This window comes from Streptomyces sp. WMMB 322, assembly GCF_900090145.1.
Classification (GTDB): Bacteria; Actinomycetota; Actinomycetes; order Streptomycetales; family Streptomycetaceae; genus Streptomyces.
Genome location: NZ_FMHI01000006.1, coordinates 294,046 through 309,148, shown reverse-complemented (window position 1 = coordinate 309,148; position 15,103 = coordinate 294,046). Strand labels below are relative to the sequence as shown.

Here is a 15,103-nt window from a genome sequence, read left to right as displayed (position 1 = left end):
TGTGAGCACCCTGACCAAGGAAGCGGACGTCCCGGCCCCGCGCGATGCGGGAGCGTCCGGCGCCTTCCTCTCCGTACGCGACCTGTACGTGCACTTCGACACCGAGGGCGGCACCGTCAAGGCCGTCGACGGTCTCTCATTCGACCTGGAGCGCGGCCGCACGCTCGGCATCGTCGGCGAGTCCGGCTCCGGCAAGTCCGTGACGAACCTGTCCATCCTCGGGCTGCACAACCCGAAGAAGACCGACGTCTCCGGCGAAATCGTGCTGGACGGCCAGGAGTTGACCAGCGCGCGGGAGAAGACGCTGGAGTCGCTGCGCGGCAACAAGATGGCGATGATCTTCCAGGACCCGCTGACGGCGCTCTCGCCGTACTACACGGTGGGCCGTCAGATCGCCGAGCCCTACCGCAAGCACATGGGCGCGTCCAAGCGCGAGGCGCACCAGCGTGCCGTCGAGATGCTGGACAAGGTCGGCATCCCCAACGCCAAGCTGCGCGTCAACGACTACCCGCACCAGTTCAGCGGCGGCATGCGGCAGCGCGCGATGATCGCCATGGCTCTCGTGTGCAACCCGGACCTGCTCATCGCCGACGAGCCGACGACGGCCCTCGACGTGACCGTGCAGGCACAGATCCTGGACCTCCTCAAGGACCTGCAGCAGGAGTTCGGTTCGGCGATCATCTTCATCACCCACGACCTGGGTGTGATCGCCAACGTCGCCGACGACATCCTCGTGATGTACGGCGGCCGTGCGGTGGAGCGCGGAAGCGTCGAGGAAGTGCTGCGCTCGCCCCGGCACCCCTACACCTGGGGCCTGTTGAGCTCCATGCCCCGCCTGTCCGGCGACGTCAACGAAGAACTCGTCCCCATCAAGGGCACACCGCCCAGCCTGCTCGCGCCGCCGCCGGGCTGCCCGTTCCACCCGCGGTGCAACTACGTGGACGAGGTGGCCGGCGACAAGTCCTGCTCCGCCGACAGGCCCGTGCTGCCGGAAGGACGCGGTGCCGCCTGCCACCTGACGGCCGAGCAGAAGAAGACCTTCTTCATCGACCAGATCAAACCCCGGCTGGGCTAGGGAGAATCACAGCAATGAGCGAAGAACTCACCCTGACCAAGCCGCAGGACGACAACCTGCCCTCGGGCGAGCCCCTGATGAAGGTCGAGGGCCTGACCAAGCACTTCCCCATCATGGGCGGCTTCCCCTTCAAGCGGCAGGTGGGCGCGGTCCAGGCCGTCGACGGCGTCGACCTGAGCGTGATGCCCGGCGAGAGCTTCGGCCTCGTCGGCGAGTCCGGCTGCGGCAAGTCCACCACCGGACGGCTGCTCACGCGGCTGCTGGAGCCCACGCGCGGGAAGATCAGCTACCGCGGCCAGGACATCTCGCACGCCGGCCGCAAGGAACTCGCGCCCGTGCGCTCCGAGATCCAGATGATCTTCCAGGACCCGTACTCGTCCCTGAACCCGCGGCAGACGGTCGGCTCCATCATCGGCAACCCGATGGAGGTCAACGGGATCAACCCGCCCGGCGGCCGTGAGAAGCGCATCCGGGAGATGCTGGAGACCGTCGGTCTCAACCCGGAGCACTACAACCGCTTTCCCCACGAGTTCTCCGGCGGACAGCGCCAGCGCATCGGCGTCGCACGCGCCCTCGCCCTGGAGCCGAAGCTGATCGTGGCGGACGAGCCGGTCTCCGCTCTGGACGTCTCCATCCAGGCGCAGGTCGTCAATCTGCTCCAGCAGGTGCAGCGCGACATGGGCATCGCATTCGTCTTCATCGCTCACGACCTGGCGATCGTACGGCACTTCTCGCAGCGTCTCGCGGTGATGTACCTGGGGAAGGTCGTCGAGGTCGGCGACCGCGAGTCCATCTACACGCGCCCGCGCCACCCGTACACACACGCCCTGCTCTCGGCCGTGCCGGAGGCGAAGCTGGAGGACAGCGAGGAGGAGCAGCGCGAGCGCATCCGTCTCGCGGGCGACGTGCCCTCTCCCATCAATCCGCCCTCGGGCTGCCGGTTCCGCACGCGCTGCTGGAAGGCGCAGGACAAGTGCGCAAAGGAGGAACCCCCGCTCGTCCAGATCACCGGCAACACCGCCGGACACCTGACGGCGTGCCACTTCCCGGAGGAGGGCTCCACGACGGCTCGCGAGGAGGACGTCGTCCTGGACGCGGCCCTCAAGGCGTTGGAGTCCTGACGCGGCGCTCCGACGCGCGCGGAGACCGGACACGAGTGGAACGGGCCGGGAGGGCTTTCGCCTCCCGGCCCGTTGCGTGCGCCCTGCCCGTTTCCCGCAGCCGTGCCCGTGCCGCTACGCCATGCCCAGCGTGCGCTTGAGGAAGGCCACTTGGAGCAGGAGCAGGTTCTCCGCGATCTGTTCCTGCGGCGTCATGTGCGTGACGCCCGACAGCGGCAGCATCTCGTGCGGGCGGCCCTCGGCCAGGAGCGCCGAGGAGAGCCGCAGTGTGTGCGCGGCGGCCACGTTGTCGTCCGCCAGGCCGTGGATCAGCATGAGCGGACGGTGCTGCGCGGCAGCTCCGGAGAGGCCCTCGTCGGTGATCACGGAGGCACGCGCGTACACCTCCGCGTCCTCCTCCGGCATGCCGCAGTAGCGCTCGGTGTAGTGCGTGTCGTACAGCCGCCAGTCCGTGACGGGGGCGCCCGCGACGGCCGTGTGGAAGACGTCGGGACGGCGCAGCACGGCGAGCGCGGCGAGGTAACCGCCGTAGGACCAGCCGCGGATGGCGACGCGCGTCAGGTCCAGCGGATGGTCCGCCGCGAGCGAGTGCAGCGCTTCGACCTGGTCGTCGAGCGTGACGTCGGCGATGTTCCGCGAGACGGCCTTCTCCCACGCCGGTGAACGCCCCGGCGTGCCCCTGCCGTCGGCCACGATCACCGCGAAACCCTGGTCGGCGAACCACTGCGAAGTGAGCCACGCGTTGTGGGCCGCGACCACGCGCTGACCGTGCGGTCCGCCGTAGGGGTCCATGAGGACGGGCAGCGGGCCGTCGCCGTCCCGGTGTCCCGTCGGCAGGACGAGGCCCGCGGGAATGCGCCGCTCGCCGGTGCGCAGCAGCCGCGGCGCCGCGGTGAGCAGGGGCCGTTCGGCCTGTGACGGCACGACGTCCAGGGACTTGAGCGTGAACGGACCGCCGTGCCCGCCGTGCCCGCCGTTCCCGCCGTCCATGCGCAGGACGGAGACGCGCGAGCCGGGACGCGAGAGCGAGGCGGTGGAGAGGACGACGGTGTCCCCGCCGCGCACGGCGGAGGCCACGTGGGGCGGCCGGCCGCTGCCCGTCCCGCCGCCGGGTCCGCCGGCCGCGGCGGCTTCCCCGTCGGGGTCCGTCAGGCGTGCGATGCCGCCGCACGAGCCGTCGTCGGCGAACTGCGCGAAGTGGACGCCGATGTCGCCGACCGCCTCGGCCGCGTCCCCGGTGGCCGCGTCCCCGGTGGCCGCGCCGCCCGCCGAGGCGGAGAAGAGCACCCCGTCCGCGCCCACGTCGAGCACCGCCCGGACGTGCAACGAGGCGTCCGTGAAGGCGCTTTCGCCCACCGACAGCACACGTGCCCCCGACGCGTCGTCGATGCGCACGAGCCGTCCGTCCGGCGTCCAGGCGGGCACGCCCGGGAACAGCTCCAGCCAGTCCGGGTCCTGCTCCGAGTGCAGCGTGCGGGTGACGCCGGTCGCGGTGTCGACGCCGAGGTACAGCTGCGTGCGCTGGTCGCGGGACTGGACGAGCAGCAGCGGCGGCCCTCCCGGCGACCAGTGGACGCGGGCGAGGTACGGGAAGCGCGCGCGGTCCCACTCGACGTCTCGGACCTCGCCGCCGTCCGCGCTCACCAGGTGCAGCGTGACGTCCGCGTTCGCCGTGCCCGCCGCCGGATAGGGCACCTCGGACGGCCGGCGTTCCGGGTGCGCCGGGTCGGCGATCCACCACCGCTGCACGGGGGAGTCGTCGGCGCGCGCGACGAGCAGATGGGCGCCGTCCGGAGACCACCAGAAGCCCCGGCTGCGGTCCATCTCCTCGGCTGCGACGAATTCGGCCAGACCGTAGGTGATCCGGTCGTTCTCCGGGGCGGCCAGCACGCGGTCGCCGGTGCCGTCGGTGCGGACGATGCGCAGGGCACCGCCTGACACGTAGGCGACGCGCGTGCCGTCGGGGGAGGGGCGCGGGTCGACGACGGGTTCCGGTGTGTCCAGCCGCCGGCACTCTCCCGCCGGGAGATCTGCCACGAACAGCTGCCCCGAGAGCGCGAAAGCGGCATATTCGACTGCCATGTCGGTGGCATACGCGACGATTCCGGCAGAACCCTCGCGGCTGCGTTCCCGGCGGGCCCGCTCCTCCGCGGACAGCTCCTCGGCCGCGCCCCCGAGCAGGCTCGCAGGGTCGGCGGCGACGTACTCACGCGGGCCGGACTGTGTGCGTACCCATAGGAGATTGGCCCGGTCAGTGCCCTCCCGTGAGCGGAGGAAGACGACGCGCGAGCCGTCGGGTGCAACGGTGAAAGCGCGCGGGGCGCCCAGGGTGAAGCGCTGGGTGCGTGCGTACTGACGGGGGAAAGTAGTGGCCATGCGGCAGAGCGTAGAGCCTGGCGGGCGCGGGCCACGGTGGCCGGAATCGAATATGCGCCCCTCGTCTGCACCTGTGCACCCGGCCCGTGCCATCTGACGGATAGTTATGATCCATTGCGCGAGACGGGAGCCGGGTATGACGCCGGTGTCCCGCCCGTGTCATGGGCTCATGCTGTCCGGATCCGTCGCCCGACCGCGCGTACTTGGAGGTGAACCGCCGTGGCACTCTCGATTTCGGCGGTCGTGCTGCTCTTGATCATCGTCCTTCTGCTCGTCAAGAAGGCCGGTCTGAAAGCCGGGCACGCCGTCGTGTGCGTGCTGCTCGGCTTCTACCTGGCCGGTTCGTCGATCGCCCCGACGATCAACGAGCTGACTACGAATGTCGCGGGCATGCTCGGGGACATCAAGTTCTGACTCGCCCAGGGGAGCCGTAGGGTCAGGGGCATGAGCGCAGCCCCTGACCGGCGTCTGCTCCTGGTGCACGCGCACCCGGACGACGAATCGATCAACAACGGCGCCAGCATGGCCAAGTACGCCGCAGAGGGCGTCCACGTCACGCTGGTGACATGCACCCTGGGCGAGGAGGGCGAAGTCATCCCCGCCGAGCTCGCGCACCTCGCTCCGGAGCAGCCCGGGCCGGGGGAGCCGGCGCCGCACTCCGATGCGTCCCCGGGGGAGATCACCCCGCTGGGGCGCCACCGCATGCACGAACTCGCCCGCGCCATGAGGGAATTGGGCGTGACCGACCACCGCTTCCTCGGCGGCCCGGGCCGCTACCGCGACTCCGGCATGATGGGCCTCGCCACGAACCTGCGGCCGGACTGCTTCTGGCAGGCCCCCCTCGACGAGGCGGCACTGCACCTGGTGCGCGTCATCCGCGAGGTACGTCCCCAGGTGATGGTCACGTACGACCCGGACGGCGGCTACGGCCATCCCGACCACATCCAGGCGCACCGTGTCGCGATGCGCGCCGCCGAACTGGCCCCGGACCGGGACTTCGCGCCCGGTGCCGGCGAGCCCCACCGAGTGGCGCGTGTCTACTGGAACTGCGTGCCCCGCCGGGTCGTCGAGGAGGGTTTCAAACGGCTGAGGGCGGCCTCGCCGCTCCCGTACTCCGCGGTGGCGGACCCGGAGGACGTTCCCGGGATCGTGGAGGACGAGAAGTCCGTCGACGCGGTGGTGGACGGACGGGCCCACGCCGGGGCGAAGGCGGCCGCCATGCGTGCGCACGCGACCCAGATCACGGTGGCCGGCGAAACCTTCGCGCTCAGCAACGGCCTGGGCCAGCCGCTGCTGAGCACCGAGTACTACCGTCTGGCCCACGCGCCGGGAGAGCGTTCCGGCGGTATCACACAGGACTTGTTCGCGGGAGCGGGCGCATGAGCGGCGGGCGTGACGAGGAAGAACACGGGAAGGGACCGCAGCCGTCCGGCCCGGGCACCGGCACCGGCCCAGGCGCCGGCGCGGGTCAGGGGCAACTCCCGTGGCCCGAACCGGTTCCCGCCTCCCGTACGGCACGCATGGGCGTCTACCTGGCGCTGTTCGCGCTCGGAGTGCTCACGGCCTCCGCGGGCGCGCTGGTGCAGAGTGCCTGGTTCCCGGCCGGTCTGGTGCTCGCCCTGGCCGGCGCCGTCGGACTCTTCTGGGGCGGCGCCAAGTTGTGCCGCACCCGGCTGGGGGCGGCGGCGCCCGGGGCGGGCTGGGCGGTCACCGTCTTCCTGCTGACCGCACCGCGCCCGGAGGGCGACTTCGCTTTCGGGGCGGGCATTGGTTCATATGTCTTTCTACTGGGCGGGGTGCTCGCCGCTGTGATGTGTGCCACCATCGCGCTGCCGGCACCGCCAGTGCCAGGGGTCAAGTACCGCTGATGGGGCCGCTGTCCAGGGGATTGTGAGGGCGAGGGTCCCGCGGCGGCGTCCCCAAGTAAGCTGGTGCGCGCCGGCGAACCGTCCTGGGACAAGCATGATGGGCGGTGAACCCAACCGGGAGTACCTGCCTTGAGTCGTGAAACTGACCGATCGTCCTCCGGCCCGCAGGGCCGTGGCGGAGCGTCGTACCCGCCAGGCACCGAGCCGTACGGCCCTGGCGCCGCCGGGGAGCCCGCCGCCTCGGAGGAGTCGTCGGCCTCGGACGCGCAGCGGAAGCCCGAAGACCGCAAGACCGAGACGACGCTGACGACCCGCATCCGGATCAACATCCCCGGCTCGCGGCCGATTCCGCCCGTCGTGATGCGGAAGCCGGTCAACGAAGGCGAGTCGGGCGGCAACGCCGGCGCGGACGGCACGGCGAGCGGCGCCGAGCGGAGCGGTCCCTCGGCCACCGACGGGGCGCACCCGCTGCGGGCTCCCGGCGACGGTGCGGGAATGGTGCCCGGCGCTGCTTCGGGCCTCGCGTCGCCCGGCCCTTCACGGCCGTCGGAGGACGCCCCGGGCGGTGCCAAGCCGGAGACCAGCGACTGGTTCGCGCCGCGCAGGACAAAGCCCCCGTCCGGGGGTTCGGGTTCCGGAACCGGTTCCGCCAGTTCCGGCGCGGCCGCCGGGCCGGCCGGTCCCGCGAGCCCCGGGACGACACCGGGTGCAGGGTCGGCACCGGGCGCAGGGGAGTCCCCTTACGGCAGCCAGGACCCCTACGGCGTCAAGAATCCGTACGGCGTAGGGGAGTTGTACCGCTCGACCGACCCGTACGAGACCGGCTCCTACTCCGCGCCCCGCATCGACACCCCGCCCGCGGGCACTCCCGCCGCCGACGATCCCGGAGCCGGCCGGGACGGGCCGACGACCGGCCCCGTCAGCGGCGACATGCCGCTGCCGCCGCGGCCCGGACCGGGCGACGAGCCGCCCGAGTCCCCCGCGAGTTCGACCCTGGGACTGGGCACCGGCCGCGCGCCGTTCGCGCCCGGAGGTATCGGCGAGGAGATGCTCTCGCGCGGACCGGAGGGCGGCGGCCTGCCCGCCTACGGGGCGCGCGGCCGTGACGGCGCCGTCGCGGAGGCGGAGTCCGCCCAGGACCGCATCGTCGGCGAAACCCTGATGAGCCGGGCTCCGCGCCTGGCCGACGAGGACGGCGGCACCCCCGGGTCCCCGTTCCAGAGCGCCGGTTCCAGGGACCGCGGCGACGAGGTCTCCTCCGGGGGCCGTTCGAAGCTGATGCTCGCCGGGGCGGGTCTCCTCGGGGTCGTCGGTATCGCCTACGGGGCCGGGCTGCTCCTCGACCACGCGGACGTGCCCAACGGCACCACGGTGCTCGGCGTCGGGATCGGCGGCATGAGCAGGCACGAAGCTGTGAACAAGCTGGACGCCGCCTTCGGCGACCGCACGACACAGGAGTTCACCGTCGTCGCCGAGGGGCAGAAGGCCAAGCTCAAGCCGAGCGTCGCGGGCATGACGCTGGACACCGAGGCGACGGTGCGCGGCGCCGCCGGACGCGACTACAACCCGGTCTCCGTCATCGGCTCGCTCTTCGGCGTCGAGCGGAACGCGGAGCCCGCGCTGAAGGTCGACCAGGAGAAGATGGCGTCGGCCATCCAGCAGATCTCCAAGCAGACCGGCGTCGGCGGCGCTCCCAAGGACGGGATGGTCAAGTTCATCAAGGGCAAGGCCGTCGGCGTACCGGGCAAGCCGCACAAGGGAATCGACGCAGGGCAGGCCGGCAAGAAGCTGGAGGAGGCGTACCGCACGCGCGCCGCCACCGGGAACAACAAGCCGGTCCGGCTGCCCGTGTCGCGGCAGCAGCCGCAGGTCGGCAAGAAGGAAATCGCCAGGGCGATCCGGGAGTTCGGCAAGCCTGCGATGTCCGGACTTGTGACGATCAAGGCGGGCAATGCGTCGATCCAGTTCAGCCCGGAGAAGTCGCTGCCGAAGTTCCTGTCCATGAAGCCGGTCAACGGCACCCTGGTCGACACCTACGACCTGCCCGTCCTCAAGGAGCTGTACGGCACGACGTTCGCCGGTGTGGAGATCACGCGTGGCGACGGCAGCAAGACTCCGGTCACGCCGCAGGACGTCGCCGGTGCCCTGCGTCTCGCGCTCAAGGAGACCAGCCCGGAAAAGCGCGTACGGGAGATTCCGCTGAACCCGCAGTGACAGGACGGGGGCGCCGTGCCGCGAACCGGTGCCCCGTCCGCGGCAAGGGCTGCCCCTGACCGCCCGCCCCGGAAACATGCGGCGCCTCGCTGTCGGAGCGGCCGCCCCCGCGCACGACTCGTCCGCTCGGCCCGTCAGTTGAGCCGCGCCCTGGCGATCCGGGCCGCGCTGCGCACCGACTCCGCCTCGGACGGCTCCACCGTCTCGATCGCCGAGGCGTACTCCTCCAGCGCCGCCGCACCGTCGAGGAATTCGCCGCGCTCCACGAGCAACTGCGCCCGCTCGTACCGCAGTCGCGCCGGACGGTGGGGCAGGAGCAGCGACAGGTCGAGCGCCAGCAGTTGCACGCCCGACTGTTCGGGACGTGTGGCGGCCCAGGCCCGGATGTTGTTCAGGATGCGCAGCACGATCTCCACCGGCCCCGCCGGGTGGAGCGAGGACGCCGACAGCGGCCTGCGCACCCCCGTCGCACCTGCCACCAGCAGCTCCAGATCACCGGACGAGAGCAGACGGCCGCCGTTGTAGGGGTCGGCGAGTACGTGCTCCCCGGCCGGATCACCGAAACCGATCACGAAGTGGCCCGGCAGACCGACCCCGTACACCGGAGCGCCGGCCCGCCGCGCCACTTCGATCCAGACGACCGACAGCAGGATCGGCAGCCCGCGCCGCCGCCGCAGCACGGACTGGAGCAGGGACGACTCCAGCCGCCGGTAGTCCTGCGGCGTGCCGTGGAATCCGTGCTCCGTCCCCAGCAGCCGGCCGAGCGCGCGGGCCCACTCCTCGGGTGTGCGCGAGGGGGAGTACGGCAACAGCCCGGCGAGGCGGTCGAGTTCGATCTCCGCCTCGAGGAGCGACTGCTCGTCCCCGTGTCCGTGCGGTGCTGTGCCCGCGCCCCGGTCCTTGTCCTCCTGGGCCTTGCCTTCGTTCCTGTCCGCGTCCTCGGCCTGGTCCTGCTCCCGGCCGCCGTCCTTCTCCGGGCCCTTGTCGCTGTCCTCGCCGTTGTCGCCGCGGCCGTTTCCGTGCTCGTCGCGCCCGTCCAGGCGCCGCCGGGCGCGCTCGTCCTTCGCCCGGTGCGTGACGGTCTTCGCCCGCGCGGCCTCGACGCCGATCAGCAGGCACATCAGCGCCAGATCGGGGCGCTCGTCGCGTGCCGCCTCGGCGAACCTGTCCCGGTTGCCGCCGTCGTCGCCCGCACCGCCGCCGTCACCCTCTCCCGGGCCCGGACCGCGGCCTTCACCTGTCTCCTCGCCGGTCAATGCGGATCAGCCCTCCGGAGCGCGGCGGTAGTGGTATGCGTGGTGGTCGGCGAAGCCCATTCCGTCGTACAGCGCCCGCGCCGCCTCGTTGTCACGTTCCACCTGGAGGTAGGCGGCGGAGGCACCTTCGGCGAGTGCCGCACGCGCCAACTCGGCCATGACCGCGGTGGCCAGCCCTTCCCGGCGGCGTTCCGGAGCCACCTCCATTCCGGCGAAGCCCGCCCACCGTCCGTCGACGACGCACCGTCCGATCGCTGCCGCGCCCCCCGCCGTATCCCCGGCAGCGTGCCCTCCCGTACCCGGGGCGCCGCCGTCGGCCTCCACCGTCGCGAACCAGACGGACGCGCCGCCCGTCAGCACCTTCGTTGCGGCGTGCGGCATTTCACCGGCGCGGCGGTAGAGCGAGAACCAGTCCGCCCCGGGAGTGCGGGTGAGCCGCACGCGGACGTCCGGCTCGCGGTCGGCCAACGGCGCCAGTGCGGCCACCCTGAGCAGCGCGTACCGCTCTCCCGTCCACCCGCGCTCCTCCAGTTCCGCGGCGAGCAGTTCGTCCGTCCTTTCGCCGCCCGTCGTGACCTGCACGCGGGGCACCAGCCCGCGCTCCTCGTACCAGTTGCGCGCACGAGTCAGCGCCTCGGCGAGAGGCATGCCGGGATCACCCAGTGGCAGTACCGAGTTGGCCCGTGCGGTGAAGCCCTCGCGGCGGAGGCCGCGCGCACCTCCGGCGGGCGGCGCGTCCTCCGCGCTCGCCCTGAGCGTCCAGTGGCCCAGCCGTCCGGTCTCGACGGCGGGCCATCCGCGCGCCGCCACCTCGACGAGTTCACGTACGCCCGCGGCGGGGATGCCGCGCCGCCGGGCCGGGGTGCCAGGGACGACCTTCCCGGCGACCAGCGCCGATTCGTCGATCGGCACGCTCTGTCCGCCGCGGCGGGTGATGTGGAGCACACCGTCGTTCCAGGATGTGAGAACGCCTACCGTGTCGGTGAAGGTGGCGTGCCGTCCTCCGGAACCGGTCAAGGACCGGACGGATACGCGTTTCCCCACGTCAGACATGGTGATTCGGACTTCGAGTCGTCCGCCCGTGGTGAATTCCACTTCTCTACCCGCCCCTCCTGTTCGTCTCGGTACCGGGAACGGAGATACTAGGACGGGCATCGACGACGCCGCGCTCCCGCGCGCCCAGCGGCGGACACCGACACCGGTCCGCCGGCCCTATTGAGGAGGAACGACAGCGTGACCTACGTCATCGCGGAGCCTTGTGTCGACCTTAAGGACAAGGCCTGCATCGAGGAGTGCCCCGTCGACTGCATCTACGAGGGCCAGCGCTCCTTGTACATCCACCCGGACGAATGCGTCGACTGCGGTGCTTGCGAACCGGTCTGCCCGGTCGAGGCGATCTTCTACGAGGACGACACTCCCGAGGAGTGGAAGGACTACTACAAGGCGAACGTGGAGTTCTTCGACGAACTCGGCTCGCCCGGCGGAGCGAGCAAGCTCGGTCTGATCGAGCGGGACCACCCCGTCATCGCCGCGCTGCCCCCGCAGAGCCACGACGAGTGACACCGCGGTCCGGGCCGTCCCCCCTTCCGCGGTCCGTGGTCCCGCACAGCGCGCCGGTCCCGCCGGCGGGCGTGCGGGACCACGTGTTTCACAGCAGAAAGCGAGTCATCCCGTGGCCTCATCCACAGGCCCCGCAGGTTCCACAGGCCCGACGGGTTCCGCCGGTTCCTCCGGTCCCACCGCTGCCTCCGTCTCCGCACGGCTCCCCGAATTCCCCTGGGACAAGCTGGAGCCCTACAAGGCCGCCGCGGCGGCGCATGACGGCGGCATCGTCGACCTGTCCGTGGGCACTCCCGTGGACCCCGTCCCCGAGGTGGTCCGGCGGGCACTGACCGACGCCGCCGACAGCCCCGGCTACCCCACCGTGTGGGGCACCCCCGCACTGCGGGACGCCATCACGGGCTGGTGCGAACGCCGTCTGGGTGCTTCCGGGTTGACGCACCGGAACGTGCTGCCGGTCGTCGGCTCCAAGGAGTTCGTCGCGTGGCTGCCCACCCAGCTCGGTCTCGGTCCCGGCGACCGTGTGGCGTACCCGCGGCTCGCCTACCCGACATACGAGGTCGGGGCGCGCCTCGCCCGGGCCGAACCCGTCGTCTGCGACGACCCGACGGAGCTCGACCCGGACGGTCTGCGCCTGCTGTGGCTGAACTCGCCCTCCAACCCGACCGGCCGGGTGCTGGACGCGCGGCAGCTGACGCGCACCGTCGAGTGGGCACGTGAGCACGGTGTGCTGCTCGTCAGCGACGAGTGCTATCTGGAACTCGGCTGGGAGACCGACCCGGTCTCGGTGCTGCACCCGGAGGTCTGCGGCGGCTCGTACGAGGGCCTCGTCGCCGTCCATTCGCTCTCCAAGCGCTCCAACCTCGCCGGCTACCGCGCCGCCTTCGTGGCCGGTGACTCCGCGGTGCTGGGGGAGTTGCTGCACATCCGCAAGCACGGCGGGATGATGGTGCCCGCTCCCGTGCAGGCCGCGACGGTCGCAGCGCTCGGGGACGACGCGCACGTGGCGCTCCAGCGGGAGCGTTACGCGGCCCGCCGGGCGGCCCTGCGCAGGGCGCTCGAAGGGCGCGGCTTCCGCATCGAGCACAGTGAGGCGTCCCTCTACCTCTGGGCGACGCGCGACGAGCCGTGCTGGGACACCGTCGGAGACCTGTCCAAGCTCGGAGTGCTCGTCGCCCCGGGGGACTTCTACGGCACCGCGGGCGACCGGTTCGTGCGTGTCGCCCTCACGGCGACGGACGAGCGTGTCTCGGCTGCGGTGCGACGGCTGGAGAGCTGACCGGAGGGCCGCGAAGGTCCGGCTGCCGGAGAGCCGCGCGGGACCCAGGGTCCGGGGACCGCGGCCGACGAGGCAGAGCGGGCCGCGCCGTTCCGCCAGGGCGCGACCCACGGCTCAGCGCACGGGACCGATCCGTTCCGGACGACGTGAGGAAGGGCCGCGGAGAGAACTCTCCGCGGCCCTTCCTCACGTCGGTGCGCCTGCGCGCCGGTGTCAGAGGCCGGCGATCGAGGCGGTTCCCAGACCGTTCGGCAGCACCTTCTGGCTCCCCAGCAGGCCCTTGGCCGGAGCAGCCCGGTCAAGGGTGCGCTGCGGCTGAGCCGCGGTCTTGGCCGGCAGCTGCTGGGTCTTCGGAGCCTGCTGCCGCAGACCTTCGGTGGCACCCTCGGCGGCACCGTCGGCGGTGTTGCCCGCGAACTTCCTGGTCTCCGGCGCGACCCGGTCGGCGTCGCTGCCGGCGGCCTTGACGCCGGAGGCGGCGGCGCCGGAGGCGGCGTCGACCGGGCGGTGGCTCATGGGGTTGAGCGCCTTGGCGCCCTGCGCGGCGCTGCCGATGGCGTTGTCCGGGTGGCTCAGCCCGCCCACATCGGTCGTCGTCGGCAGTTCAACGGCACTCGCAGCACCGGCCGTGCCGACGACAGAGGCGGCGCCCGCGGCCGTCAGCAGCACGGTCTTGGCGATCCGGCGCGTGAGAGGGAGGGACATGTTGCTCCTTTGACGGAGAGATCTACTGCTACGGAAAACGTGATGCAAACCCGGCCGGGCAAACGCCGGGCCGGGCGCTGTGCCTATCGCCTCGGGGAGCCGGAAAGTTGCGGGCCGCCGGGGTAAAGGATTGGCAATGCGTCACATGATCGGCTGTGCCCAACAGGGCTGCCGTGCCTGGTCACCTCGGCTGCGGCACCGCCAAACCCCTTCTGCGGCACGGGTGTTGCGGCAACGTGTCACGGGCGTTCCCCCAACGGGCGGCGTCCACCTCGCAGTACGGAATTCCCCCGAAGGTGATGAGCGCGCCGCGTTTGCCGGAACGGGCCTCGCGCCGACCGGAGAACGGAACGCGAACGGGGCCGGAGGCTGCCGGGCGGACTGCGGACGGCGGACTGCGGACGGGGCGGACCGCGGCCAGGTGGACTGCGGACAGGCCTAGGGCCTGTCCGGCGGATCTTCGCGGGCTCGCGACTCCCGGCACCGCACCTCGCTGCGTTGTCGGGATCGCCCGAATACGCCCAGTATGAGGACGACCCTCCGCCTTGCGATGCACGGCGCCGGACGCCGCTCGCTGATCCACGAAGATCCGCCGGACAGCCCCTAGTTGCCCGTCGCGAGCCGCACGCTGACGGTGCGTTCACCGCCCGTCCCGCCGCCCCGGTCCTCCCGCGGGCGCCAGCCCTCCTCCGAACTGGAGGCGCTCCAGACGCGGTTGCGGTAGGTGATCTCCTCGATGCGCAGATCCGAGGCGTTCGCCACGGCCCAGTGCGCCAGTTCCCACCCCCGGCGGCCGGGACGGACGGGAATGTCCACCTTCGACGGGTCCTTGTCCGCCGCCCGGTGCCCGCGGGGCCCGCCCCCCGCCGCGAGGACGTCCTCGTCCGTCTCCCGCCGGTCCGCGCCCGAACGGGGCTCCTCGCCCAGGGCCGCGTTCCCGGTGGGCGGTGCAGGTGCGTCCGTCTTCTGCCCCGGCAGCACCCCCGTGCCGAACTCCCGCACGAGACGTGCCCGTAGCCGGGTCGCGCTGCCGGCCTTGCCGTCGCCGCCGGCGGGCCCGGTGGTGCAGTTGAACGCGGCGGCGCGGCGGCCCGTGAGCGCGGCGGTCAGCAGCGACGCGTGCGTCTCGTGCTTCGCGTAGGCCTGCGGGTAGCCGCTGCGCTGCACCCGCTGTGCGGCCACGGTCAGCGGCAGCCGCGAGTAGCCGGGAATCTCCACAAGATGGTCGTAGAACTTCCCCGAGGCGTACACAGGGTCCTGGATCTGCCGCTCGGTGCCCCACCCTTGGGACGGACGCTGCTGGAACAGGCCCAGCGAATCCCGGTCACCGTGCTCGATGTTGCGCAGTGAGGACTCCTGCATGGCCGTGGCCAGGGCTATCGTGACGGCGCGCTCCGGAAGACCGCGCTGCGAGGCGACCGCTGTGATCGTCGCGGCGTTGGCGGCCTGCTCGGGCTTGATCTCGTAGTCCTCCGGCTTCTCGCCAGCTGTTCTGACGAGACACCGCGCGGGCCCCGTGCTGCTGGTGACGTACTGCGTCACCACGTAACCGGCGACGACCAGCAGCACTATGCATGCCGCCGCTGTACGAAGGCCCCTGGCGCGGGACTTGTGGGGTGAGGATTCCGAGGGGGACACGGGCATTAAGG

13 protein-coding genes are annotated in these 15,103 nt (G+C 71.9%); 8 read left to right on the top strand and 5 right to left on the bottom strand.

The window, feature by feature from the left end; translation table 11 throughout:
• Position 1 precedes the first annotated feature (1 nt).
• On the top strand, positions 2 to 1,075 hold the full coding sequence (locus H180DRAFT_RS13085) for an ABC transporter ATP-binding protein (RefSeq protein ID WP_055486177.1): 1,074 nt from the start codon (positions 2 to 4) through the stop codon (positions 1,073 to 1,075).
• Between the two features lie 14 nt (positions 1,076 to 1,089).
• Complete coding sequence (locus H180DRAFT_RS13080; RefSeq protein ID WP_055486176.1) at positions 1,090 to 2,196, top strand: ABC transporter ATP-binding protein; 1,107 nt, start codon at positions 1,090 to 1,092, stop codon at positions 2,194 to 2,196.
• A 114-nt stretch (positions 2,197 to 2,310) separates the two neighbouring features.
• Here H180DRAFT_RS13080 and H180DRAFT_RS13075 read toward each other — a convergent pair whose 3' ends face one another.
• Complete coding sequence (locus H180DRAFT_RS13075; RefSeq protein ID WP_055486175.1) at positions 2,311 to 4,572, bottom strand: S9 family peptidase; 2,262 nt, start codon at positions 4,570 to 4,572, stop codon at positions 2,311 to 2,313.
• 219 nt (positions 4,573 to 4,791) lie between these two features.
• Here H180DRAFT_RS13075 and H180DRAFT_RS13070 point away from each other — a divergent pair, with 219 nt between their 5' ends.
• The 4 genes from H180DRAFT_RS13070 to H180DRAFT_RS13055 all read left to right on the top strand — a co-directional run bounded on the left by H180DRAFT_RS13070 (position 4,792) and on the right by H180DRAFT_RS13055 (position 8,654).
• The gene (locus H180DRAFT_RS13070; RefSeq protein WP_028434116.1) at positions 4,792 to 4,986 is read left to right on the top strand and encodes a hypothetical protein; all 195 of its coding nucleotides are present in this window, start codon (positions 4,792 to 4,794) and stop codon (positions 4,984 to 4,986) included.
• Between the two features lie 30 nt (positions 4,987 to 5,016).
• Positions 5,017 to 5,955: an N-acetyl-1-D-myo-inositol-2-amino-2-deoxy-alpha-D-glucopyranoside deacetylase gene (gene mshB / locus H180DRAFT_RS13065; protein ID WP_055486174.1), complete on the top strand. Its 939-nt coding sequence runs from the start codon at positions 5,017 to 5,019 to the stop codon at positions 5,953 to 5,955.
• On the top strand, positions 5,952 to 6,440 hold the full coding sequence (locus tag H180DRAFT_RS13060) for a DUF6113 family protein (RefSeq protein WP_302622441.1): 489 nt from the start codon (positions 5,952 to 5,954) through the stop codon (positions 6,438 to 6,440). The genes mshB and H180DRAFT_RS13060 overlap by 4 nt, the downstream gene beginning before the upstream one ends.
• Positions 6,441 to 6,569: 129 nt before the next feature.
• On the top strand, positions 6,570 to 8,654 hold the full coding sequence (locus H180DRAFT_RS13055; protein WP_055486173.1) for a hypothetical protein: 2,085 nt from the start codon (positions 6,570 to 6,572) through the stop codon (positions 8,652 to 8,654).
• Positions 8,655 to 8,788: 134 nt separating this feature from the next.
• On the opposite strand, the gene H180DRAFT_RS13050 is transcribed toward H180DRAFT_RS13055, so the two are convergent.
• Together H180DRAFT_RS13050 and H180DRAFT_RS13045 are read right to left on the bottom strand one after the other, a co-directional pair.
• Positions 8,789 to 9,694, bottom strand: a complete 906-nt coding sequence (locus H180DRAFT_RS13050; protein ID WP_055486255.1) for a transglutaminase-like domain-containing protein — start codon at positions 9,692 to 9,694, stop codon at positions 8,789 to 8,791.
• A 222-nt stretch (positions 9,695 to 9,916) separates the two neighbouring features.
• Entirely contained in the window at positions 9,917 to 11,005 is a 1,089-nt protein-coding gene (locus H180DRAFT_RS13045) for a GNAT family N-acetyltransferase (RefSeq protein WP_055486172.1), read from the bottom strand.
• Between the two features lie 138 nt (positions 11,006 to 11,143).
• Here H180DRAFT_RS13045 and fdxA point away from each other — a divergent pair, with 138 nt between their 5' ends.
• A complete protein-coding gene (fdxA, locus tag H180DRAFT_RS13040) occupies positions 11,144 to 11,470 on the top strand; it encodes a ferredoxin (protein WP_027764481.1) in 327 nt (108 codons plus the stop codon).
• Positions 11,471 to 11,582: 112 nt separating this feature from the next.
• Positions 11,583 to 12,749 carry a succinyldiaminopimelate transaminase gene (gene dapC / locus H180DRAFT_RS13035; protein ID WP_074466775.1) on the top strand — a complete coding sequence of 389 codons (1,167 nt, stop codon included), beginning with the start codon at positions 11,583 to 11,585 and terminating at the stop codon, positions 12,747 to 12,749.
• Positions 12,750 to 12,962: 213 nt separating this feature from the next.
• On the opposite strand, the gene H180DRAFT_RS30420 is transcribed toward dapC, so the two are convergent.
• Positions 12,963 to 13,454 (bottom strand): hypothetical protein, encoded by a 492-nt coding sequence (locus tag H180DRAFT_RS30420; protein ID WP_055486171.1) that lies wholly within the window; start codon positions 13,452 to 13,454, stop codon positions 12,963 to 12,965.
• A gap of 603 nt (positions 13,455 to 14,057) precedes the next feature.
• Entirely contained in the window at positions 14,058 to 15,098 is a 1,041-nt protein-coding gene (locus tag H180DRAFT_RS13025; RefSeq protein WP_055486170.1) for a VldE C-terminal domain-containing protein, read from the bottom strand.
• Between the last annotated feature and the right edge of the window lie 5 nt (positions 15,099 to 15,103).